17 protein-coding genes, 1 tRNA gene and 1 pseudogene are annotated in these 23,289 nt (G+C 65.8%); 7 read left to right on the forward strand and 12 right to left on the reverse strand.

Annotation, left to right across the window (positions count from 1 at the left end):
• Positions 1-14 precede the first annotated feature (14 nt).
• Complete coding sequence (locus ACXJKC_RS20840) at positions 15-1,577, forward strand: long-chain-fatty-acid--CoA ligase (protein ID WP_456698676.1); 1,563 nt, start codon at positions 15-17, stop codon at positions 1,575-1,577.
• 250 nt (positions 1,578-1,827) lie between these two features.
• Complete coding sequence (locus ACXJKC_RS20845; protein WP_456698677.1) at positions 1,828-1,980, forward strand: hypothetical protein; 153 nt, start codon at positions 1,828-1,830, stop codon at positions 1,978-1,980.
• A gap of 582 nt (positions 1,981-2,562) precedes the next feature.
• On the opposite strand, the gene ACXJKC_RS20850 is transcribed toward ACXJKC_RS20845, so the two are convergent.
• The 5 genes from ACXJKC_RS20850 to ACXJKC_RS20870 form a co-directional block, all read right to left on the reverse strand.
• Positions 2,563-2,639, reverse strand: a tRNA-Met gene (locus ACXJKC_RS20850).
• A 14-nt stretch (positions 2,640-2,653) separates the two neighbouring features.
• Positions 2,654-5,554 carry a UPF0182 family membrane protein gene (locus ACXJKC_RS20855; RefSeq protein WP_456698678.1) on the reverse strand — a complete coding sequence of 967 codons (2,901 nt, stop codon included), beginning with the start codon at positions 5,552-5,554 and terminating at the stop codon, positions 2,654-2,656.
• A gap of 28 nt (positions 5,555-5,582) precedes the next feature.
• Positions 5,583-6,092 carry a PPA1309 family protein gene (locus ACXJKC_RS20860; protein WP_456698679.1) on the reverse strand — a complete coding sequence of 170 codons (510 nt, stop codon included), beginning with the start codon at positions 6,090-6,092 and terminating at the stop codon, positions 5,583-5,585.
• The gene (locus ACXJKC_RS20865; protein WP_456698680.1) at positions 6,083-7,156 is read right to left on the reverse strand and encodes a YlbL family protein; all 1,074 of its coding nucleotides are present in this window, start codon (positions 7,154-7,156) and stop codon (positions 6,083-6,085) included. The genes ACXJKC_RS20860 and ACXJKC_RS20865 overlap by 10 nt, the downstream gene beginning before the upstream one ends.
• A gap of 27 nt (positions 7,157-7,183) precedes the next feature.
• A complete protein-coding gene (locus ACXJKC_RS20870; protein ID WP_456698681.1) occupies positions 7,184-7,606 on the reverse strand; it encodes a molybdenum cofactor biosynthesis protein MoaE in 423 nt (140 codons plus the stop codon).
• 67 nt (positions 7,607-7,673) lie between these two features.
• Here ACXJKC_RS20870 and ACXJKC_RS20875 point away from each other — a divergent pair, with 67 nt between their 5' ends.
• Positions 7,674-8,951, forward strand: a complete 1,278-nt coding sequence (locus ACXJKC_RS20875; RefSeq protein WP_456698682.1) for a zinc-dependent metalloprotease — start codon at positions 7,674-7,676, stop codon at positions 8,949-8,951.
• Positions 8,948-9,517, forward strand: coding sequence for an NUDIX hydrolase (locus ACXJKC_RS20880; RefSeq protein WP_456698683.1), 570 nt, complete (start codon positions 8,948-8,950; stop codon positions 9,515-9,517). Before ACXJKC_RS20875 ends, ACXJKC_RS20880 begins: the two co-directional genes overlap by 4 nt.
• Here the strand turns inward: ACXJKC_RS20880 and ACXJKC_RS20885 are convergent.
• Positions 9,477-9,968 (reverse strand): M48 metallopeptidase family protein, encoded by a 492-nt coding sequence (locus ACXJKC_RS20885; RefSeq protein ID WP_456698684.1) that lies wholly within the window; start codon positions 9,966-9,968, stop codon positions 9,477-9,479. The two genes, ACXJKC_RS20880 and ACXJKC_RS20885, sit on opposite strands and share 41 nt — an antisense overlap.
• A gap of 322 nt (positions 9,969-10,290) precedes the next feature.
• Positions 10,291-10,380, reverse strand: a pseudogene (locus ACXJKC_RS20890) (DUF5679 domain-containing protein); the annotation flags it as partial.
• A gap of 192 nt (positions 10,381-10,572) precedes the next feature.
• Between ACXJKC_RS20890 and ACXJKC_RS20895 the strand changes: the two are divergent.
• Together ACXJKC_RS20895 and ACXJKC_RS20900 are read left to right on the forward strand one after the other, a co-directional pair.
• The gene (locus tag ACXJKC_RS20895) at positions 10,573-11,391 is read left to right on the forward strand and encodes a hypothetical protein (protein WP_456698685.1); all 819 of its coding nucleotides are present in this window, start codon (positions 10,573-10,575) and stop codon (positions 11,389-11,391) included.
• 27 nt (positions 11,392-11,418) lie between these two features.
• Entirely contained in the window at positions 11,419-12,768 is a 1,350-nt protein-coding gene (locus ACXJKC_RS20900; protein WP_456698686.1) for an ABC1 kinase family protein, read from the forward strand.
• Positions 12,769-12,821: 53 nt separating this feature from the next.
• Here ACXJKC_RS20900 and ACXJKC_RS20905 read toward each other — a convergent pair whose 3' ends face one another.
• Both ACXJKC_RS20905 and ACXJKC_RS20910 read right to left on the reverse strand, forming a co-directional pair.
• Entirely contained in the window at positions 12,822-14,873 is a 2,052-nt protein-coding gene (locus tag ACXJKC_RS20905; protein WP_456698687.1) for an ATP-dependent DNA helicase UvrD2, read from the reverse strand.
• 97 nt (positions 14,874-14,970) lie between these two features.
• On the reverse strand, positions 14,971-15,546 hold the full coding sequence (locus ACXJKC_RS20910) for a hypothetical protein (RefSeq protein ID WP_456698688.1): 576 nt from the start codon (positions 15,544-15,546) through the stop codon (positions 14,971-14,973).
• Positions 15,547-15,639: 93 nt separating this feature from the next.
• On the opposite strand from ACXJKC_RS20910, the gene ACXJKC_RS20915 reads away from it, so the two are divergent.
• Positions 15,640-15,882 (forward strand): mycoredoxin, encoded by a 243-nt coding sequence (locus ACXJKC_RS20915; protein ID WP_456698689.1) that lies wholly within the window; start codon positions 15,640-15,642, stop codon positions 15,880-15,882.
• Positions 15,883-16,012: 130 nt separating this feature from the next.
• Here the strand turns inward: ACXJKC_RS20915 and nudC are convergent, their stop codons facing one another.
• The 3 genes from nudC to ACXJKC_RS20930 are packed head-to-tail and all read right to left on the reverse strand — an operon-like array spanning position 16,013 to position 23,264.
• Entirely contained in the window at positions 16,013-16,873 is an 861-nt protein-coding gene (gene nudC / locus ACXJKC_RS20920) for an NAD(+) diphosphatase (RefSeq protein ID WP_456698690.1), read from the reverse strand.
• Between the two features lie 5 nt (positions 16,874-16,878).
• On the reverse strand, positions 16,879-20,037 hold the full coding sequence (locus ACXJKC_RS20925) for a UvrD-helicase domain-containing protein (RefSeq protein ID WP_456698691.1): 3,159 nt from the start codon (positions 20,035-20,037) through the stop codon (positions 16,879-16,881).
• Positions 20,034-23,264, reverse strand: a complete 3,231-nt coding sequence (locus ACXJKC_RS20930) for an ATP-dependent helicase (protein WP_456698692.1) — start codon at positions 23,262-23,264, stop codon at positions 20,034-20,036. Before ACXJKC_RS20930 ends, ACXJKC_RS20925 begins: the two co-directional genes overlap by 4 nt.
• Positions 23,265-23,289: the final 25 nt, after the last annotated feature.

The following is a 23,289-nucleotide window of genomic DNA, read 5'->3' on the forward strand; positions in this document are numbered from 1 at the left end:
CACAAGGAGTCACCGTGGCCAATCTCGCCGCTCTGTTGGAGCAGTCGACCGAGAAGTACGCCGCCCGGACGGCGATCGTCTTCGGCGACGCACGCCTGACGTACGCCCAAGTCGACGGCGCCGCGAACCAGGTCGCCAACCTGCTGGTGTCGCGCGGCATCCAGCCCGGCGACAAGGTCGCGCTGTCGTGCCCCAACCTGCCCTACTTCACGATGATCTATTTCGGCATCCTCAAGGCCGGCGCGACCGTCGTGCCCCTCAACGTGCTGCTCAAGCACCGTGAGGTGGCCTATCACCTCGCCGACTCCGACGCCAAGGCGTACTTCGCGTTCGAGGGCACGCCCGACTTGCCGATCGGCGATGCCGCGTGGGAGGGCTTCCAGGCCACCGAGTCGTGCACTGAGTTCTTCCTCATCAAGATCGACTCCGCGCAGGCCGAACCGATGGATCCACCAGAGTTCTACGGCCCGCTCGTCGCGCAGCAACCGCCGACATTCGACACCGTCGAGCGCGATGACGACGACACCGCAGTGATCCTCTACACGTCGGGCACGACGGGACAGCCCAAAGGCGCCGAGCTGCGGCACCGCAACATGTGGAACAACGCGATGGCGAGTGATGCGCTGTTCGGCGCGGACGAGGCGAACCCCGACACGTACCTGTGCGTGCTGCCTTTGTTCCACTCGTTCGGGCAGACCGTGATCCAGAACGGCTCGATGGCGTACGGCGGGACTGTCGTGATGCTCCCCCGCTTCGAGGCGAAGGCTGCCCTCGACCTGATGCTCGCGAACGAGGTGACGTTGTTCGCTGGCGTACCAACGATGTACTGGGGACTGCTCGGCGTGCTCGACGAGAGCATCGACGTCGGAACCCTGGCCAAGAACCTGCGGGTCGCAGTGGCTGGCGGCTCGGCGTTGCCGGTCGACATCCACCGGCAATTCAAGGACCGCTTCGGCGTGACGATCCTGGAGGGCTACGGTCTGTCGGAGACCTCGCCGGTGGCATCGTTCTCGGTGTTCGGTGAGGAGCCGCGCGTCGGCTCGATCGGGGTGCCGATCCCGGGGGTGGAGATGAAGCTGATCAATGACGACTGGTCCGAGGTGCCTGACGGCCCTGACGTGATCGGCGAGATCGCGATCACGGGCCACAACGTCATGAGGGGCTACTACAAGCGACCCGACGCAACTGCCGAGGCGATCCGCGACGATTGGTTCCGCACGGGCGACTTAGCCAAGAAGGACGAGGACGGCTTCTACTACATCGTCGACCGGTCCAAGGACATGATCATCCGCGGCGGGTACAACGTCTATCCGCGCGAGCTCGAGGAACTCCTGATGGAGCACCCCGCAGTGTCACTCGTCGCGGTCATCGGCATGCCGGACGAGTCACACGGCGAGGAGATCCAGGCCGTCGTCGTCAAGAACGAGGGCGACCCGACCACAGAGGACGAGCTCATCGCCTGGGCCAAGGAGCAGTTCGCCGCCTACAAGTACCCCCGAGTGGTGCGGTTCGTCGACGAGCTACCGATGACCAGCACCGGCAAGATCCTCAAGCGCGAGCTCTCCCAGCTTGGATAGTGCGGCGCGGTGTCGCACTTCGCAGGTAAGCGAGTCAGGAACTGGGCGGCCTCGAAGTCTTGGTCAACAACGCCGGAATCGGAGCTGCCAACAAGTAGACGGAGGGATGGGCTCCCTCCGTCTACCGCAATAGTGGGTGGGGTGTCGTCTCGGCTCATTCGCGGACAAGGTTGTCTCGCAGTCGCGTGCGGACGCCGTTGTCGATGAGTGCGCCCTGGCTGAGACCACCGTGTCGCTCAAGGGACTCGGCGTGGTCCACCGCATTATCACCGGTCGCGCAGTCCTCGACGTGACACCCGACGGATTGCTCCTCGTCGACTCCGCACCCGGCAAGACACCCGAGAGCATCCAGGCCATCACAGGTGCGCCCTTGGTGATCCCAAGCTCGACACGAACAGACTGAACATCGCCCAGCCTGACCGGCACTGCGAACTGATCCGGATCGTGACAGGTGTCAGGTCACGTGTCACGAACAACGGAGGTCTCATATTCTGACTAGCCGCACTTGTGCAGGAACTAGAGAAGCGTGATCTGCGCGAGCCCGGCGACAGCAATTGTCATGCCCACTACCCAGAACATGCAAGGACGCCTTGCCCATCTACGAAAGGTGAGTCTTGCGAGACACAAGACCGCTATGACTATGACCACGTTCAGCCACACGTCACCGATATGGCTGTCAAAGCTGGTGAGAGGCTTACCAGTTGGTTCGCCCGGCAACGGGTCCCCAGCCAACCACGCCATCGAGCTCGCCGCGATGGCCACGACCTGACCGGCAATCGAGAGCGTCGCCGAAAGAAGGAGCAAAAGTGGTCCAGCGTCTTTCACATGAGTGCTGGCTGTGCCATTGGCCCCGGGGCGATTCATGACCTTAGCCTGACAGGTATTCACGCTGGCAATGTCCTACTTGGCCAGTCAGGTCACCCAATGAAAAATGTCCGGTATTCAAGGCCTGACCTTCAGCCTCAAATACCGGACATATTTCGTTTGGTAGCGGGGACAGGATTTGAACCTGTGACCTCTGGGTTATGAGCCCAGCGAGCTACCGAGCTGCTCCACCCCGCGTCGGTAGTACTAGTTTACAGAGACGGGGGCTGCGGATCAAATCCGCAGCCCATCAGATCGCCCATCTGGTTGATCCGACGCTGGTAGAGCGCCAGGTCGCCGGCCTTCAAAGCCTTCTGAGCATCGTCGTAGTAGCCCGACGCCCGGTCGAGCAGCTGCGAAGCGGTCTGTTTGGTGCCGGGGTCGACCGGGGTCTCGCCGGGCTCGGGCTCCGTCTCGGGAGTGCCGGCCTCCAGACCCAGCGCGACCCGCAGCGCCTCGTCGAGCGTCTTGCCGAAGCCGACGTCCTTGCCGAACGAGGCGAGCACGTACTGAAGGACCGGATAGGTGCCTTCGGCGGCCTGACGTTTGATGTAGACCGGCTGGACGTACAGCAATCCGTCACCGACCGGCAAGGTCAGCAGATTTCCGTACTGGATATCGGTGCCGGCCTGCTTGAACGGCAGCAGTGCCTGCGTCACGCCGTTGTCGGTCTGCAGCTTGTTGGCTATCTGGCTGGGACCGTCGATCTGCGTATCGCTCGTCAGCTGCAAGATCTGCATCTTGCCGAAGTTCTCGGTATCCGTGGCCTCGGAATTGACCGAGACGAACGCCGCCAGGTTCTGCCGCTTGTTGGGCAGGTACACGCTCGTGACGCTGAACTTGGGCGCATCCTCACCGGGACGTGCCGTCGACAGGTAGTACGGCGGCTGCAGGGCACCCGAGTTGGTCGGGGCCGTCGGGTCCTCGGGGACCTTCCAACGCTCGCCGTCCTGGTAGAACGTCTGCGCATCCGTCACGTGGTACCGCTGCAGGACATCGCGCTGGACCTTGAACAGATCGACGGGGTAACGCAGGTGCTCGAGCAGCGCATCGCTGATCTTGCTCTTGCTCTCAACGGCATCGGGGAAGACCTTCATCCAGGTCTTGAGCACCGGATCCTTGGTGTCCCACTGGTAGAGCTTGACCGATCCGTCGTACGCATCGACGACGGCCTTGACCGAATTGCGCATGTAGTTGACCTGGTCGGTCGGCAATGCGGCTTGCGCCTCTCCGTTCGTCAACGTGTCGGCTGTCGCCTCACGCAGCGAGCGGTGCTCGGAGTAGGGGTAGGAGTTGCTTGTCGTGTAACCGTCGACGATCCACACCACCCGGCCGTCGACGACGGCCGGATACGAATCGCCGTCGACCGTCAACCACGGCGCAACCTTCTCAACGCGCTTGCGGGGCTCGCGATCGTAGAGGATCTTCGACTTGGAGTTGACCCGGTTCGACAACACGATATTGGGCTCGGCGAACTTGAACGCGTACAGCATCTTGTTGAACAGATTGCCGACCGGCACACCGCCCTTGCCGTCGTACGTGTTCTGCGTCGCGTCTTCCTTGGCATTGTCGGTCGCCGCCGATCCCCCGCGTGGGATATCGACCTCGACGGCCGGTTCGCCCTTGGGGCGGCCGACGATCGAGTACGACGGCGACTTCTCGCCGAAGTAGATACGCGGCGGTGTCGTGGTCTTGATGTCACCGGTCTGCGGGATGTCCTGCGCGACGAAGACCGGTTCACCGTTGGCGCCACGCTGATTTCCGCGGGCCGCGATGATGCCATATCCGTGCGTGTAGACCGTGTGGTCATTGGCCCAGTTGCGCTGCGTCGACTGCAAGCCTTCGAGATTCAGCTCACGGGCCGCGATGATGACGTCCTGCGGCTGCTCGTCGTCGCCCAGCTTGTATCGATCGACGTCGAGCGTCGGGGGCACGGTGTAGTAGCCGCGCACCTGCTGCAACTGCTCGAACGCATCCGAGATCAACGTCGGATCGAGCAGACGGGTGCTGACCCGCGACTCGGCGGACGCTGCCAGTTCGCTGTTGGTCAGGGTCGTCTTGGCCGAATACGCCTCGACCTCGGTGTCCGCGACATCGTAGGCATCGCGTGTCGCAGCGATGTTCTTGGCGATGAACGGACCCTCCTTGTCGGGCTCGGACGGCTTGACCTGGAACGTCTGCATGACCGTGGGCCAGATGATGCCGATCAGGATCGACGTCAGGGCCAGCAATCCCAGGCCGATCGCCGGCAGCAGCCACGACCGGATGAACACGACCGCGAAGAACAGCAGCGCGCAGACGATCGCCACGCCGATCAGGATGTTCTTGCCCGGGATACGGGCATTGGCGTCGGTGTAGTTGATGCCGTCGAACAAGGGACCGTTGCCGATCGCCAGTCCGAACCGGTCGAGGTAGTACGAGACGGCCCGCAACAGCACGCCGAGACCGACCAGAACCGACAGATGCACCTGGGCGGCACGGGTCAGCTTGGGGCCACGTCCGGCGATACGGATACCACCGTAGATGTAGTTGATGACCAGCACGGCAAGTACCGCGATGACGATCATCGCGAACGAGAACGAGGTCAGGAACCGCCACCACGGGTAGTCGAAGACGTAGAAGCCGATGTCCTTGCCGAACTGCGGATCGTCCTTGCCGAAGGACGTCCCGTTGCGCCACATCTTGTACGTGTCCCAGTGGCTCGCACCGACCGAGCCGGCGAAAGCCGTCACGACCACGAACAGGCCGATGCCGATCGGCTTGAGGATCGGCGTCAGCGCGAGCCGGTAGCGGTAGGCCGGATCGTCACGGCGCAGCGGGACTGTCGCGGGCCTGGTCCGGTAGGCCAGGTACAGGTTCCCGATCACGAAGATGCCGAACATCAGACCCAATGCCGCAAACAGCGTCACCCGCGAGAACAGCACACTACGGAAGACATCGCTGTAGCCGACGGACTTGAACCACAACCGTTCAGTCCAGACGCTGACGAAGATCGAGCCGAGCAGGAGCAGCACGGCGACCGTGATCAGCGTCGGGACGAGAGCCTTCTGACGCCGGCCGGAGCTCGGTGGTCGGGGTTGTCTCGGGCGGGGTGTTCCGAAGATGTCGCTCACGGGTCTCCTGGGTAACGGGGTGACAAGATTATGTCAGGGTGCGACGAAGGTGCTCGATCAGTCCGGGGACCAGATCGGGACCTTCAAGCAATGTGGCGTCGAGAGGTTCTCTGGCCCGGACGGCGCTGTGCGACTGACCGTCACGCATCACCGCGGCGACGAGTCGCACTTCGCGACGGTCGGGGTGCGCTGCAGCGACCTCGACGAGCGCATCGGGATCATCGGGCAGGGAGTCTTCCGCCTCCGGCGGCAACATGATGCGTTCGATCACGGCTGCGCATCCGTCGACCGAATCGGGCCAGACGATCTCGGTCAGCAGCTCTTCGAGTTCACGTCCACCTGCCAGGTCCTGCTCCACTGCGGTGATGCCGTCCGGCACGATCGTGAGCTGATCCACAAGATCGGGCGCAGCGGCCATCAGGTCGGCGGTCTTCACCAACGCGAACAGTCGAGGGCCCTGGTCCCAGCCCTGGCTGCCCACATGTGATTCGACTTCCAAAGCAGCCTGTCGAAGCGGCGAGTCTGGCATCAGTTGCATGTCGGCACCTTGGCCTTGGGGTCTTTGGCGAGCGCCTCCAGGGAGGAGATCGCATCTTTGAGCGTCGTGATCTTGATCAACTGGAGACCGTCGTCGTCACCGTTGAGTGCCTCGGCGCAGTTGGCGGCGGGCACCAAGAAGATCGTCGCGCCGCCCTGCTCGGCTCCGGCCATCTTCTGCCGGATACCGCCGATCGGACCGACCACGCCGTCGGGACTGATCTCACCGGTACCGGCAATCGTCTGCCCGCCGGTGAGTTCGCCGGGCGTGAGCTTGTCGTAGATCGCCAGCGCGAACATCGTGCCGGCGCTCGGGCCGCCGATCTGGCGTCCCACATTGTTGTCGACCTGGATCGGGAAGCTGAATTTGGTGCCCACCGAGATGCCGATACGCGGGACCTTCGGGTCATCCACGTCGGGACGGGTCACGATCTCGATGTCCTTGGTCGTACCGGCCCGCGTGACCGTCACGGTGACGGTGTCACCCACTGCGACTTTGCCGATGATCGCCACGGCTTCGTCTCTGCCGTCGACGGTCTGCCCGTTGACCTTGTCGATCAGATCGCCGACCTTCAACTTGCCCACCGACGCGCCGCCCTTGACGACTGCTGCGACCTGGGCGCGAGCCGGGACGTCGAATCCCGCGGCACGCAAGGCCGCGACACGCGAATAGTCCTTCGAGCTGTCGAGCTGCGCAGCTGATTCAGCCGTCGACTGCTTGGCAGTCTCGTGATGGGGATACACCAACGATTTGGGCACGACCGCGGTGTCGGAGTCGAAGTAGGCGCTGATCGCGCTGGCGAGTGACATCTTGGCATCAGCCCTGGTGACCGAGACGGTCGTGAAGTTCAACGAACCCGTGGTCTTGTACGTCTTGACGTCCTCACCGAATGTCAGCAATGGCTGATCGTCGAACGGCTTGCCGAGGGTGTCGAAGACGGGCCCGGGCTTTTGCGTCACGTACGGAACCGGCAGGATGAACGCGACGCAGGTCAGAGCGATCACCGAGACCGTCGCCACGACCAAAGTCAGGTAGCGACGGCTCAACGCATTGGGGTCTGACACATGTGCAGCCTAGTGAGTCACCACAACCTAAGCATGGTGGACCCACTCGGACTCACCAGACGTGAACATCTGGTGCTTCCACACCGGGACATCCGACTTCAGTTCGTCGATGAGCCGGCGGCATGCCTCGAAGGCCTGCGCCCGATGCGCCGCCGAGGCGGCCACGACAACCGCCAGATCGCCGATCACGAGATCGCCGACGCGGTGGACGCCTGCCAGCGCGATGACGTCGGTCTCTTGGGCGATGCGTTCGGCCACATCCTGCAACCGTGCGATCGCGGTGGGGTGAGCCGAGTAGCCGAGGCCCTCGACGCCCTGTCCCCCGTCGTGATCGCGCACCGTGCCGACGAACAGGCAGGTCCCTCCTGCGGCCGGGTCGCCGACGGCATTGAACACCTCGTCGAGACTCAATGCGGTCTCGCGGATGTCGATCAAACGAACGTTGTCCATAGTGAATTCATCGTAGGGCGAACAGCTGTCCCGTGGTTTCCACGGTGTGAGTCGGTACTGTTGACCCATGGCCGACGACGACAAAGAAGAGCCCCAGAATCCCTTTGCGGGCACCCCGATGGAGCAGCTCTTCGGCGCCTTCAACGGCGGAGAGATGGATATGGCCCAGATCATGAGCCAGGTACAGCGGATGTTCGCGCCGCATGAAGGCAGCGTCAACTTCGATCTCGCGAAGGAAGTCGCGCGGCACACCGTCGCGGCCGCCGGCCCGGATCTGACCCCGAACGCCGCTCAGCACGGCGCAGTCAACGACGCTGTACGGCTGGCCGAGCTGTGGCTCGACGGTGCCACGTCGATCCCAGCGGGCGCCGTCAAGGCGACGGCGTGGAGCAAGGCCGAATGGATCGAAGCAACTGCCGGTACGTGGCAGCAGTTGGTCGAGCCCATCGCAGAACATGTCGTCAAAGCCATGAGCGCCGCCCTGCCCGAAGAGGCCAAGGCCATGGCAGGCCCGCTGATGGGCATGCTGACCCAGGCAGGCGGAGCCATGTTCGGCCAGCAGGTCGGCCAGGCACTCGGTGGATTGGCCAGCGAGGTTGTCTCGTCGACCGACATCGGTCTTCCGCTCGGCCCCGATCGGCTCGTGGCCGTCCTGCCGTCCGGGATCGAGGCGTTCGGCGAAGGACTCGAACACCCCGCCTCCGACGTCATGCTCTACGTCGTGCTGCGTGAGTGCGCGCACCACCGTCTGTTCCACCACTCCCCGTGGCTGCGTTCGGCCCTCGTCGGTGCGATCGAGGAGTACGGTCGTGGAACCCGCATCGACGTCGCGGCGATCGAAGCGCAGATGCGCGATATCGATCCGTCCCGCCCCGAAGACATCCAAGAAGCGCTGGCCGGCGGCCTGTTCGAACCTGAACGGACCCCTGAACAGCAGCGAGCCCTCGACCGGCTCGAAACGCTCCTGGCCTTCATCGAGGGCTGGGTCGACGAGGTCATCTCCGAGGCCACCAAGGACCGGATGCCCGCCGCGGCCTCGCTGGCCGAAGCTATGCGCCGGCGTCGGGCTACCGGTGGACCCGCCGAGCAGACGTTCGCGGCTCTCGTCGGGCTAGAACTGCGGCCCCGAAAGCTCCGTGAGGCCACGACCGTGTGGGCAGCGCTGCGCGACCGGCAGGGTCCCGACGCCCGCGACGCTGTGTGGAGCCATCCCGATCTCATGCCGACGGCTGCCGATCTCGACGATCCGCTGGCCTTCGCGCAGGGTGACAAGCGTTCTCAGAGTGATGTCGACTTCGACACGGCTCTGGGTGAGCTGCTCGACGGCGACACCACGAACGAGTGACGCTGCTCAGCGCCCCGGCTCTGCATCACGATGCCCACGAGGTACTGACCGGATGGGTCGCTCCCGATGAGGAGCAGGCACGCCTTCGGCGGATCTATCTGGACCACCTGGCGGCCCATCCAGATGCGATGGCTCGCGATTGCCACCCTGATCATCTGACCGCAAGCGTCCTGATCGTCTCGAACGACCGTCGCCGGGTGCTTTTGACCCTGCACCGCCGTATCGGTCGCTGGCTCCAGACCGGAGGGCACTGCGAGGTCGAGGACACCACGCTCGTGCTCGCCGCCCTGCGCGAGGGGCATGAGGAAAGCGGGATCGACGGTCTGGTCATCGATCCCGTACCTGTGCTGCTGTCGCTGCACGAAGTTCCGGGGTGCGGCCCGATCCGCCCGTCGCATCACCTGGACGTGCAGTTCGTCGCCGTCGCTCCGCACGATGATTTCACGATCAGCGAGGAGTCCGCCGACCTGGCATGGTTCGAGGCGAGCAATCCTCCCGCGGAGACCGATCAGTCGGTGCGCGATCTCATTGCTGCTGCCATGACACGCCTTCGAGGAACCCCTTAGCCTTCTCGCTGTGCGGGAAGGCATCGACGAGGGCCCAGAATCTCGCGCTGTGATTGGGCTCGATCAGATGCGCCAGCTCATGCACCAGGACATAGTCGACGACGTAGGGCGGCATGCCCTGGAGCCGGTGCGACAAGCGGATGCTCTGATCGCCCGACGAACATGACCCCCAGCGCTTGTCCATATTGGTGACCCACCGAACCGACGTCGGCACCGCCTTGCCGGCGAACGCCGACCGTGACAGTTCAGTTGCACGAGCCATGAGCTGGTCGTCACTGGGACGGACCCGCCTTTCGCGTCGTTCGAGCCGTTCGAGCAGCGAGCGCACATGTTCCTGCTCCACCGCGCGCGGCAGATTGGCGGGCATCAGCACGATCGTCTTGCCGTCTTCGCGATAGGCACGCACAGTGCGCTTGCGCCGGGCACTGCGACGGATTTCGACCTCGCTCATTTCTCGAACCTATCTGCCTAGGGCGACAAAGTTTTATCCACAGCCCGCGCGGGCTGAAATCGCAGACCAGCACGGCTCTACCGGCCCGTAGTTCGTGGGTTGTGCACCGGTCGTCCACATGTCTGCTCGGCGATCCCCACAGCTTGTCCCCAGTGTTATCCACAAGCGTGGACAACAGTTTGGTGAAGGTGGTTGACGCCACGCTCCCCACCCCCTAGCGTCAACGCCATTCACGGCTCTTGGCGGAGCCCGCACGGGGAAGGCGAACTCCGCCAAGGGCCGGTTTTTTGCGTTCACGAAAACTGCGGAGGACCCGACGATGTCGGGTCCCACTGACGTGGACCTCTCCCGACGTCTCGCGCTTCTCCTTGCACTTGACGCAGTAGAACTCGCCACTCCATGTTTCCGACATTACGGCCTCCTTGCCGATGTGGTGCTGATCACTGCCAGCGTACGCGTGAGAGGGCGGTTTCACGCTCAGTCACGCCTATTTCTTCCCGGCGAGTCGCGGGCGTCAACCCCGGCGTTCCAGCACCGATCCGTCGACCGCAGGTCTGTGGACGACCAGTTGGCCACCTCGGCAGGCTCAGGTGAGGCTGACGGCATGGCATTTCGACCCGCACTTCGTCCCGGTGCCCCCCTGTTGCGACGGGACGCGACACATCTGCAGATCGGCACATCACCTGGCATCGTGATCCCCGATCGGCCCGGGCTCCTGGCTTTACTGCGACTGCTCGACGGCGTGCGTGACATCGGCCGTCTCCAGCAACTCGTGCAAGAACACATCCCCGAACTCCATGGGCCGCTGCCGAGTCTGCTGGCCGAGCTCCTCGCCTCCGGTGCCATCGTCGATGCGACAACGCGAACTCGTCCCCGCCGGTCGACCCACTCGGTCGACTTCGACGCCGATCACAGCTGCCGCCAGATCGTGGATGCGAGCTGCGCGATCCTGTCGGCGTCCGGGCTCGACCGGCACCGGGCCACTGAGCCGGACCTGCTCATCATCTCGTCGTGCGGTGAAGCGGCACGCTCCCGATTCGAACGGGCCGTGCTGTTCGGCACCCCGCACCTCGCCGTCGTGGTGGACGAGGATCGAGTACGGATCGGCCCCCTCGTGCGGCCGGGCCTGAGCCCGTGCGTCAACTGCCACGATCTGCATCGCACGACCTGGGACCGCGCGTGGCCGGCCCTGCTTCATCAACTGGGTCGTCCCGCGGCCGCGGTGACGTGCGCAGGGCTCGAAGCCACAACCGCCCACGCCGCAGCCGTCGAGATCGCGGTCGAGGTCCTTGCCTTCGTCGACGGGCAACGTCCCCGCACGACCGGCCACTGTCTGCTGATAGGTCCGCGGCACGATCAACGTCTCACCCGCGCGGTTCCGTTCCACCCGTCCTGCACGTGTGATCTGCTTACCGCAGCGTGATCTGGGCGACCGGACTATCCTGACGACGTGTCCGACACGCCGAAGAAGGATCCCCCCAACGCGCGGCCGATCTCTGGCAGCACCTTCGCGCGCACGGCGCGCCTTGCTGCCCTGCCCGTCGGATTCGCCGGCCGGACGACGCTCGGCCTCGGCAAACGCATCGTCGGCGCACCGGCCAATCTCGTGCTCGACGAAGTGCAACGCCGCACCGCCGATCAGATCTTCAGCGTCCTGGGCCAGCTCAAGGGCGGGGCCATGAAGTTCGGACAGGCATTGAGCATCTTCGAGGCCGCGCTGCCTGAAGAGTTCATCGGCCCGTACCGAGACACTTTGGTCAAGCTTCAAGATTCTGCCCCGCCGATGCCGCCGGGCACAGTGCACCGGGTCATGGCCGAAGAGTTCGGACCCGACTGGCGCGACACCTTCCCCTCCTTCGAGGACAAGCCCGCCGCCTCGGCGTCGATCGGTCAGGTGCACCGGGCCACGTGGTCCGACGGGACCGAGGTCGCGGTCAAGCTGCAGTACCCGGGTGCGGCCAAGGCGCTGATCGCCGATCTGCGCCAGATCAGCCGGCTCGCACGTCTGTTCGGCGTCATCGCGCCCGGACTCGACGTCAAGCCTTTGGTCAAGGAACTCCAAGACCGAGTCGCCGAGGAACTCGACTACGGACTCGAATCCGAAGCGCAGTCGGCATTCGCGGCGGCATTCGCCGGCGATCCCGAGATCGTCGTGCCGGCTCCGCATGCCCATACCGAACGTGCCTTGGTCACGACCTGGCTGGACAGCGACTCCTCGCTCGCACACATCATCGCCAACGGCACCCAGGCCGAGCGGGACCGGTACGGCGAGGCCTACGTGCGGTTCCTGTTCGCTGGCCCGCGAAGGGCTGGCATGCTGCACGCGGATCCGCACCCCGGGAACTTCCGGATCATGCCGGACGGACGGCTGGGCGTCGTCGACTTCGGTGCCGTCGCCCGACTTCCCGACGGACTGCCGCTGCAGATGGGGCAACTGCTGCGTCTTGCGGTCGACGGCGACTACGAAGGTGTCGTCGAAGGACTGCGTGACGAGGGATTCCTCAAGTCGAAGACCGATCTCGACGCCGACACGATCGCGCGCTACGTCGGTCCGTTCGTCGAGCCGGCTCAGGTCGAACGGTTCACGTTCAGTCGCGAATGGATGCGAGCTCAGACGCTTCGGGTCAGCGCCCCCACAGCTGAGGGCATGGGCACCGCGATGAAGATCAACCTGCCGCCGCAGTATCTGCTGATCCATCGGGTGTGGATCGGCGGCATCGGCGTTCTGAGCCAGCTCGGTGCGACCGCGCCCTTCCGTGCGATCCTCGAAGAGTCCCTACCGGGATTCTCCGAAGGCTGAGGCCGCTTGCGGCCTCACGGCTGAAGGAGGTCGAGCGAACCACGCCGACGGCGTCAGCTTGTCGAGGCTCCGACCAGCGCTAGCACCGCTTCGGCGTACTGCTCGATCTTGGCCGGGCCGATGCCCGGCACCCGTTCGAGCGCGCCCCGATCCGCCGGTTTGGCCTCCGCGATGGCCTGAAGCGTGGCATCGGTGAAGATCACATAGGCCGGTTTGCCCTGTTCACTCGCCTGTTCCTTGCGCCATCCACGGAGGGTCTCGAATAGATCCTCGTCATAAGTCGCAGGACACGTCGAGCAGCGTCCGAGCTTGCGATCGGCCACCGCGAGTATCTCGTTGCAGACCCGGCATTTGGCGACTTTGCGCTGTCGCACCTGCGAAGAGACCTGCCGGGCCTGGTGCCCCGCGGGGAGCAGGGTGTCGAGGAATCTGGTCGGCTGGCGACTGGCTCGTCCGCCCTGTTTGCGCGCGGCCGCCCAGGAGATCATCAGATCGTGGCGTGCCCGGGTGACGCCGACGTAGAACAGCCGGCGCTCCTCTTCGACCAGCACCGGGGTGTCGGCGTGGACGCTCGGCATCATTCCCTCGTGCATGCCGACGCAGAACACAGCGTCCCATTCCAGACCCTTGGCCGAATGCAGTGTCGCCAAGGTGACGCCATCTGCCGCGGGGGCATGCGCCTGCTCGATCCGACGGTCGAGATCGCGCACCAGTGCCGTCATGTCGGCGGCCGGATCGGACTCGACCAGGTCGGTTGCCATCGACACGATCGCATGGAGTGACTCCCAGCGATCTCGCACCGCGCCGGCGCCGGTCGGCGGTTGATCGGTGTGGCCCATGGCCCCGAAGATCGCGCGCACATCATCGACCAACTGGCCTGCGGCTTCCCCGCTGCGGGCCGATCCGCGCAGCAGGGTCACGGCCTGACGCACCTCTGGACGGTTGAAGAAGCCCGTTGCGCCGCGCATCGTATAGGGGATGCTGTGCTCCCCCAAAGCTTCCTCGAAGGCCTCGGACTGCGCATTGATGCGGTACAGGATGGCCATCTCGCGGTACGGCACACCCCGGCGGTGAAGAAGGGCGATCTCGCTGGCGACCGCATTGGCCTCGGCAAGCTCATCGGGATAGCCCATGTAGCTGACCGGATCACCCGGGTCGCGCTGCGACAGCAACTTCACACCGTCGACGGCTGTGGAGCGGGCGAACACGGCATTGGCCGCGGCCACGATCTGCGGGGTCGAACGGTAGTTGCGGACGAGCTCGATCCGCTGGGCGCCTTCGTGCTTGCGGCCGAAAGAGGCGAGGATCTGTGGCGAGGCCCCCGCGAACGAGTAGATCGTCTGGCGCGGATCCCCGACGACACAGATGTCGTCACGGCCACCCAGCCACAGGTCGAGCAGCGTCGACTGCAGCGGGTTGACGTCTTGGAACTCATCGACCACGAACCAGCGGTACTGCTGCCGGACCCGCGCCGCGATGCGCTCGTCGTCGGCAAGAATCGCGGCGGTCACCAGGAGGATGTCCTCCATGTCGATGCGGCCACGCTCGCGCTTGACCTCCTCGTAGGTCGCCAACACATTGGCCACCGCCCCCGGCGCCATGTCGGCGACCTCACGCCGGTTGGGCCCGGCCGCGGCGGCATACGCCGTCGGCGCGATATTGGAGACTTTCGCCCACTCGATCTCGGCCGACAGATCACGCATCAGCGCGGTGTCGACACGCAGGTTCAGTCGCCGCGCCGCCTCACCGACCAGCGGGAACTTCGACTGGGTTATTTCGGGGAACTCTCCGCCGTAGACCTGCGGCCAGAAGAAGCGTGCCTGCCGCAGGGCCGCGGAGTGGAATGTACGTGCCTGAACACCGTCGGCACCGAGCTCGCGCAGCCTGACGCGCATCTCATTTGCGGCCTTGGTCGTGAACGTGACGGCCAGGACTTCAGTCGGCTTATAGACGCCGGCGGCGACACCGTAAGCCATGCGATGGGTTATCGCGCGGGTCTTGCCAGTACCGGCGCCGGCGATGACACTCACGGGTCCGCGCAGTGCCAGCGCGACCTCTCGCTGCTCGGGGTCGAGCCCGGTCAACAGGTCGTCAGCTTCAGGCACTCAATCTCCTCGATGAATCAGGTCGAACCGGGACGTGTCCAGCGTAGTCCGCCCGCCCGACAATCGAAGCCGCGCGCCCACCGGCTTCGACCCGGTCCTACTTGGCCTTGCAGGCTCCCCACAAACCTCGCTTGGCTGCCGCCGCCTCGTCTTCGGCGGCCGCAAGCACATCGCGGTACTTGACCGTCAGGTCTCCACCGAATGCCTTGCCGTCCCCGTCACGGAGGAGCTGCTCCTGCACAAGCGTGCCCGAACGATTCCACGCGAACACCGTGTAAGTTCCGGACCCCTGTTTCATGAGGTTGGTGGGATCGACCCAGATGCGGGCCCCGATGAGGTCCTCGATGGCGTCTTGTCCCTCCTCGATCCAGCACGGGTCGCGGACCGGCTGCGGCGGCTCGACGTCGGCGAGGCGAAGGGTCACACGATCGAATGTGCCGATCTGCTGCAATCCCTTTTGCGAGTTCTTTCCCGACTCTTCGACTTTGCCGCTGAAGGTGCCGTCAGACCGCACCGACGAGACGGTCATCTCGAAAGCGTTCCAGGGCTTCTTGACCTTCGTGTCGTCGTCCTTCGGGCTGCCAGGACCGCCGGTGATGAAATACCAGACGAATCCGGCGACCACGATCACCGCGATGAACAAGATCGGATTCTTTCCCCTGAGTTGATCCATGGTCGGCATGATGGCACAAATGTCGCCCGCGGAATGGCCTCGCCCCCGCCTGTGTTCTGATAGTCGAGATCCTCTCTCGAAGGAGACAAATCCATGTCCGGCACGTTCACGATGTACTCCACCCCGTGGTGTGGCTACTGCCACCGCCTCAAGGGTCAGCTCAAGCGCGAGGGCATCTCCTTCGACGAGGTCGATATCGAGCAGCAGCCCGAGGCCGCCGAGCTGGTCGAGCAGGCAAATGGCGGCAATCAGACCGTCCCCACCCTGATCTTCACCGACGGCACGGCCCTGACCAATCCCTCTCTGGCCCAGATCAAAGCCCAACTGGCCTCGTAGGCCCCCGTCACGCTCCCGAGTCACTCCGTTACGGTCCGCGAGTCACTGAGTTACCTGCCGGGCAGTAAGTGAGTGACTCTTCGGCGGTCATTGAGTGACTCCGGAGCGGTGATTAGGTGACTCATGAGCGTTAGGCCCAGGTGCCGTGGATTTTTCCGCCGTGCCACTTTTGTAGCAGCCATCGTGAGATGGAGACATTGGGTGGGAGTAGCAGGTCACTTTTGGCGGTCATTTCGGTGACTTCTTCCCTCGTGAACCAGCGTGCTTCGGCGATCTCGTCTTGGTCGACGTTGATCTCGGTGCTCAGCGCCCGGCCGAAGAAGCCCAGCATCAGGCTCGACGGGAACGGCCACGGCTGGCTGGCCGCATAGGTCACGTCACCGACCTCGATGCCGACTTCCTCCATGACCTCGCGGCGTACCGCATCGCCCAGCGTCTCACCCGGTTCGACAAATCCGGCCAGCGTCGAGAACCGTCCTTCGGGCCAGATCGGCTGGCGTCCCAACAGGGCTCGGTCCTGCTCGTCGGTGATCAGCATGATGACCGCCGGGTCGGTCCGCGGGAAGTGATGGGTGCCGCAGGCGGGACAGACCCTCGTGTGTCCGCCTTCTGCGATGTCGCTCGGCGCTCCGCACTTCGCGCAGAACTTGTGGCTCTGGTGCCAGCGCGCGATGCCGACCGCGTGCACGGCCAGAGAAGCTTCTTCCGGTGCGACCGTCGGCCCGATCAGCCGCAAACTCGCCGGCTCGAAGGCAGCCGGCACCCGATCGACCATGACTGCGGCATAACGGGTGTCGCCGCGCGTGCCGAGGAAGATCCACTCCCCGTCGGGTGCCTCGTCCATCGTGATCCAGCGCAGACCGGATCCACCGACCGTCGGGACGTGTTCACCGCCGATCACCAAAACCTTGACGTCAGGCCCGCGCCAGGCATCGTCTTTGCGCAGGTGCGCGGCTCGATCGTGTTGGGCATGTTCGAAAGCGAAGTCCACGTCTGTCAGGTTAGACCGAGCCGCTTCTCCAGATCGGCGCGGCCGGGCAGATCGTCGTAGCGCCGGACCTCTCCCAGGCGCACGTAGTAGAAGACACCCTCGACTGTCGCAGGATCGATGCCTTGAAGTTCGGCCCACGCGAGCCGGTAGATCGCGAGTTGGAGAGGATCGGCGTTGGCCGATCGATTGGTCTTCCAGTCGACGACGTCGAAGCCCTTCGGCGTCTCGTACACCGCATCGATCCGGCCCATCACCTGTTGCCCGCCGAGCAGGATCGAGAACGGTACCTCGACCCACTGGGGAGCACGGTCACCGTAGGGACCGTCCGCGAACAGTTCGGTCAGGGTCCGCAACTCCTCGTCGGTGTCGATATCGGGATCGGCCTGCCCGGGCAGATCGGTCGGGTCGAACAATGCCTGCTGTCCGAACCTGGCCTCGACCCAGGCGTGGAACCGGGTGCCGAAGCGCGCGGCCGGAGAGGGACGCCTCGGCATGGGCCGCGCGAGGTGGCGGGCGAATGCCTCCGGGTCCGAGTCCATTTCGAGCGCCGCGGTGGCCGAGATCGTGTCGGGCAAGGCGATGACCCGCAGCGGATCGGAGGCCCGATCGGCCTCGGCGATCAACAGCTCCAGCTCTGCCTCGATCGTGTCGAGCTCGGCGAGCGCCGGATAGTCCTCGGGGAAGGGCTGTGGACGATCCTCGACGATGCCGTCGAGATGGATCTCCACGAGATCGGCCAGGCGCCGGCGGCCCTCGAGCCGCGGCACGGCAGCCGGCCACGCCATATGCTCCTGCAGCTCGGTCATGGGGTTGACCGCATCGACCTCGGGTTCTGGTGCCCAGTGCCTGATCTCGCCGCCCGCGGTCTCGAGCCAGTCGCGCGTGCCGAGCAGGAATGACGACGGGCCGCGCGCCGCGATCTGCGTACGTCCCCACCAGTGGCCGGAGAGGTGCAGATCGTGCTTCGCGCGGGTGTATGCGACGTAGCCGAGCCGCCGCTCTTCCATCAGCGCATCTTGCTTGTTGGCCTCACCGAACTCCTTCTCGGCCGCCGCGGTGTACTCGTCGAGATCGGGGACGTTGTCGACATCGCCCCGCAGCGGGACCGGCAGGACCGACGGACTGGAGAACCAGCGGTTGCGCCCCTTGCCGCCGGGGAAGACCTTGGACGACAGGAACGGCACGAAGACCGTGTGCCACTCCAGGCCCTTGGCCCGGTGCACCGTCAGAAGCTTGACCGAGTCGGCGGTCGACGGTGTGGAAACCTCCATACCGTCATTGAACTGCTCCTCGGCCGCGAGATAGGCCAACAGACCCGAGAGTGAGGCGAACCGATCGTCCTCGGCGTACGCCGCGATCGCATCGTGCAGCAGCGCCAGATTGTCGAGTCCGCTGGAGTGGCCGACCGCTTCGAGTTCGACGTCGAGGTCGAGCGCGTACGTCGCCCGGCGGGCCAGCTCCGGCAGAGGTTCTCCGACGTGGCGGCGAAGCCCGGCGATCAGGCGGCTGAGCGAGCTGAACCTGACCCGCGCCTCGGTCGAATAGGGCAGATCGCCCGGATCCTCGACAGCATCGGCCAATGACACGATCTCGGTCGGATCGGCACCTTCGACCGCCGCGGCGAGCTGCTGCATCAGATCGGCGTCGGACAACCGGGCACCGACCCGTCCGCTCAGAACCTGCGCCCTACGACCCAGCAGCCGCAAGTCGCGCTGACCGATACGCCAACGTGGCCCGGTCAGGAGGCGCAGCATCGCGGGATTGTCGGTGACATCGTTGAGCACACCCAGCAGGGACAGCAGATCCTGGACCTCGGGCTGGGCCAGCAGCCCTGACAACCCGACGACCTCGAATGGCACGCCCGCCTCGCGCAGGGCACGCACGATCGCATCGTTCTCGCGGGTGATGCGTACCAGGATCGCGATCTCCTGGCGCGGAACGCCGTCGGCGATAGCCTTTTGCACCTGCACGACCAGATCGTCGATCTCGTCGGCCACGGTCTCATGCAGGGCGACCGTGACATGACCCGGCGGGCTGTCGACATGCGCAGCGAGCGGCTGCACGACATCGGACGTCGCGTAGAAATCAGCAGCGAGGTCGTTGGCCGCCGCGATGACATCGACCGCGCACCGCCGGCTCTCGACCAGCGAATACGGGGCGCCCGGCACGCCGTCGGAGGCCGGGAAGTCGCTGAGGAACTCCGTGAGGTTACCCGAGGCCGCACCTCGCCAGCCGTAGATCCCTTGGGCGGGGTCTCCGACGGCGGTCAGACTCGGCGCATCGTCGCGGCCGGGCGCCCAGGCGAACAGGTTCTGCAACAGATCACGCTGGGCCACGGACGTGTCTTGGTATTCGTCGAGGAGCACGGCGTCGTAGCGGCCACGCAGATCTGTGCCGACCTCGTCGATCTCGGACAGCTCGGCACCCCACGCCATCTGATCGGAGAAGTCCATGACACCGTCACGGGTCTTGGCCGCCCGGTAGAGATCGACCAGACGACTGAGTTCGAGCCGCTTGCGGCTGGCCTCGGCGATCCTCTCGTGCAGCGCATAGGTCTTATCGGCCTTGCCGAGTTCGACGAGCACTTCGGTGTCGAATCGGCGCAGCTCGTCAGTGCCGACCAGGTGGTCGGACAACTGGCCGTCGAGCACCATCGTCTGGTTGATGAGGGTCGGCGTGTGGGTCGAGACATGCAGCAGCGGCTGGTCGTACGACTCGACGACCTTGGCCATCCGCTGGAACCGGGAGGCATCCGACAGGATCCGCAGATCGGTCTCGCGCCCCAGCCGGAGCCCGTGCTCGGTGATCAGCGTGCCGGCGAAGGCGTGATACGTCGACGTCGTGGGATCGGCGGGAGCGTCGTCGGCATCGGTGTGCAGTGCCGCGAGTGCGCGCCGGACCCGCAGGCCGAGTTCGGCGGCGGCCTTGTTGGTGAACGTCAGGCCGAGGATGCGGTCGGGTTCGAGTCCGTGATGCCCCACGAGCCACACGACGCGCGCGGCCATGACGGTTGTCTTACCCGAACCGGCGCCGGCGATGATCACGACAGGGCGGTCGAGCGGGGCGGTGATCGCCTCGACCTGCGGCGGCGAGAAGGCGAAAGGGACCCCGAACAGCCGGGAGAACACCGCGTCGAGATCGTCGATCGTCTGCAGCAGCGTCATGAGGCACCGTCCAGGATCGTGCCGCCGTCTGGCTGCGCGGGACAGACCCGGCGGAACTCGCAGCGTCGACAGACTTTGTCGGACGGAGTCGCCTCGAACCGCTCGTCGACGACGATGCGGACGGCATCGGCCAACTGCTGCTCGGCGAGGGACGGCTCGCCGGCCTCGGGCGCCGGCTGCTGTTGCACGATCGGCAGATCGGGCGTGCGGGCACCGGACTGGCGCAGTTGGACCAGCTCGGCACCCCCGGGCGGGGCCTCGGGCGCGAGATCGTCGGTCGCACCGAGCCCGACCGCGAGCTGGTAGAAGCCGAGCTGGGCATGTCTTTGCACTTCTTTGCCCGTCACCTTGCCGGTGCCGGTTTTGAGGTCGACCACGTGGACGCTCCCGTCGCCGTCGAGCTCGACCCGGTCCATCGATCCGGTGAGCAGCACCGAACGACCCTCGACATCGGTCTGGACGTCGAAGGAGTGCTCGGCGGCCAAGGCCTGCCGGCCGTGCGTCTCATGCCATCCGACAAACCGGCGCAGCGCATCGCGGGCTTCGACCCGCTCGCGGTCGGCGATCCACGGCGCCGCATGGTCGAGCTGCGCCCACACGGCGTCGACCTGCGCGTCGAGCACATCGAGGTCGGCCGGCAGGCGGCCCGCGACGACCTCGGCCGCGATGGCGTGCACGACCGAGCCGAATCCCTGGGCCGCCGAGGTGCCGCTGGAACCTTTCGCCTCGTGGGACAAGAACCATTGCAGCGAGCACTCCGTGATCCCGCTGACGCCGCTGCCCGACATCGCCAGAGGCTCGGACGGATCACGCAACGGCACGGCCGAGGAGGTCTCTTCGACCAGACCCCACCACCTGTCGGGGTGCGCGGCGCGGGTCGGACCGGGACCGCGGTCGGCGAGCCGGGCCAGCATCTCGGCCACCCGGTCACGGACCGCAGGACTGTCGGTGGACTCCCCGATGCGTCGCAGAGCAGCAACCGATCCCCGGAGCGAAAGCGGCCTGACCGGACGGGTCTGGGGGCTGCGGGGCGGGACATGATCGGCTCGCGCATGCAGGTGCTCCCATAATTCGGCCACGAACGCGGACGGCTGCTCGGCGTCTTCACGGACGTTCTCGACCGCCGTCACGACGAGCCGTCGGCGCGCACGGGTGCATGCGACGTAGAACAGCCGGCGCTCCTCGGCGATCTGCTCGCGCGGAGTGGGCGGCAGCGTCTCGCCGTGAGGCCCGAGCCGGTCGGACCGCAGGAAGGATCCCCGCGCCCGGACCGATGGCCAGGTGCCTTCCTGCACGCCCGCCACGACCACGAGATCCCACTCGAGCCCCTTCGACCGGTGCGCCGTCATGAGCTGGACGGCCCGGCCCACAACCGGCCCTTGAGCCAACGAGTCGGCCGGGATCGACTGCGCATCGAGCTCACGCACGAACGCGTCGACGGAACGACGTTTCTGCCGATCCTCCGTGCGAGCGGCCTGGGCGAACAGGGCGCACACGGCATCGAGGTCGTGATCGGCGCTCGCGGCCTCCTCGCCGTCACCCAGCGCCGCATCGCGCAGGCGCGCGGGCCAGTCGGTGCCGTCCCACAACGTCCAGAGCACTTCTTCGGGTGTGGCCTGCGACTTGATCTGGTCGGCCGCGCGGTGCAGGAGGCTCGCGATGCGCAACGCGCCCTGCGCCGCGACGGCGAGCGGCGAGCCGGCCCGCGCGGGTGCGAGCTGGAGCTGCGCCGGCTCACGGATGCTCTCGGCCCGCAGCATTGCCGAAGGCCGCGGCGTGCCGCCCTCAGCGGAGTCGGCGGTACGCAGGGCCCGGCCGAGCCGGCGCAGCGCCGTCGCGTCGAGACGTCCGAGCGGGCCGGTCAGCACGGTGTCGACGACATCGGGCTCGAGCGGACGGCCGTGCGCGAGGTCGTCGGCGACGTCGAGTGCCACGAGCAGCGACCGCACCGCCGCCTCGGCCCGCAGGGGCATCTCATCGCCCGCGACCTCGACCGGCACTCCCCCGGCGGCCAGGGTACGGCGCAGGCGCAGCAGCTGGGCCGATGTGCGCACCAACACCGCCATCTGCGACCAGGGCACACCATCGTCGAGGTGGGCCCGGCGCAGAAGGAGAGCCAGGTGCTCGGCCTCGGCGGCCGGCGTCGCATATGTCTCGACTTCGACCGAGCCATTGCGCGGCTCGCGCGGCATGAGCCGGCGCAGTCCCGCGTGGCGCTCGCCGTCGACCGCTCCGAGAACGCCCCGGTTCGTGATGATCGAGCCAGCCGCGGCCGAGATGCGGGCACCGTAGCGACTCGTGCGGGTCAAGGTGATCTGCGGTGCCGGTTGGCCCGCGACGGTGCGGAACTGCTCGGGGAAGTCGATGATGCCCCGCACATCGGCGCCCCGGAATCCGTAGATCGATTGATAAGGATCGCCGACGACCACGAGGTCGCGACCATCGCCCGCGAGCAACTGCAACAGCTCGACCTGGAGGGGGTCGGTGTCTTGGTATTCGTCGACCACGACGAGCCCATAGCGCGACCGCACCTCGTCGCGGCGCACGGGATCACGCAGCAACTGGACGGCCTGATAGATCAGATCGGTGTGGTCGATCGTGTTGGCCAGTGACGACACCTCGGCGTACTCGCGCAGGAAGCCCGCAGCGGCCGACCATTCCTGGCGTCCGGCCAAGGCGGCGACTCGGGCGAGGTCTTCGGGATCCATGTCGAGCGAACGGGTCGCGGCGATGAGCCGCTGCATCTCGGCGGCGAGCCCACGGGTCTGCAGGGCGGGCCGCATGAAGTCTGGCCAGCGGGCCGCATCACCGCCCCCGATGAGGTCGGCGATCATCGCCTCATGCTCGGCGGCACTCAGCAGCCGGACCGGCTCAGCGTACGACTCCGGGTCGAGCGACTCGCGCACCAAGCCGTAGCAGAATGAGTGGAATGTCATGGCCGGAGTGGATGCCGTGGTGCGGGCCAGTCGGCGCGCGATACGTGATTTGAGCTCGCCGGCGGCCTTGCGGCTGAACGTCAGCACCAGGACCTGCTCGGGCGAGAGACCGCGGCGATCGACCCGGTCGGCGACAACCTCGACGAGGGTCAGCGTCTTGCCGGCACCCGGCCCGGCCAGTACCAGCAACGGCCCGGACGGGTGGTCGACGACCTGGCGCTGCTCATCGTCCAACGACGGCACCTGCACCGGCGCGACGTCAGGCCTGCGCAGCTCGTATTCGACCGTCATGACCCCATCCCATCAGATGGGTCGG

It is taken from the genome of Aeromicrobium sp. P5_D10 (assembly GCF_054049535.1).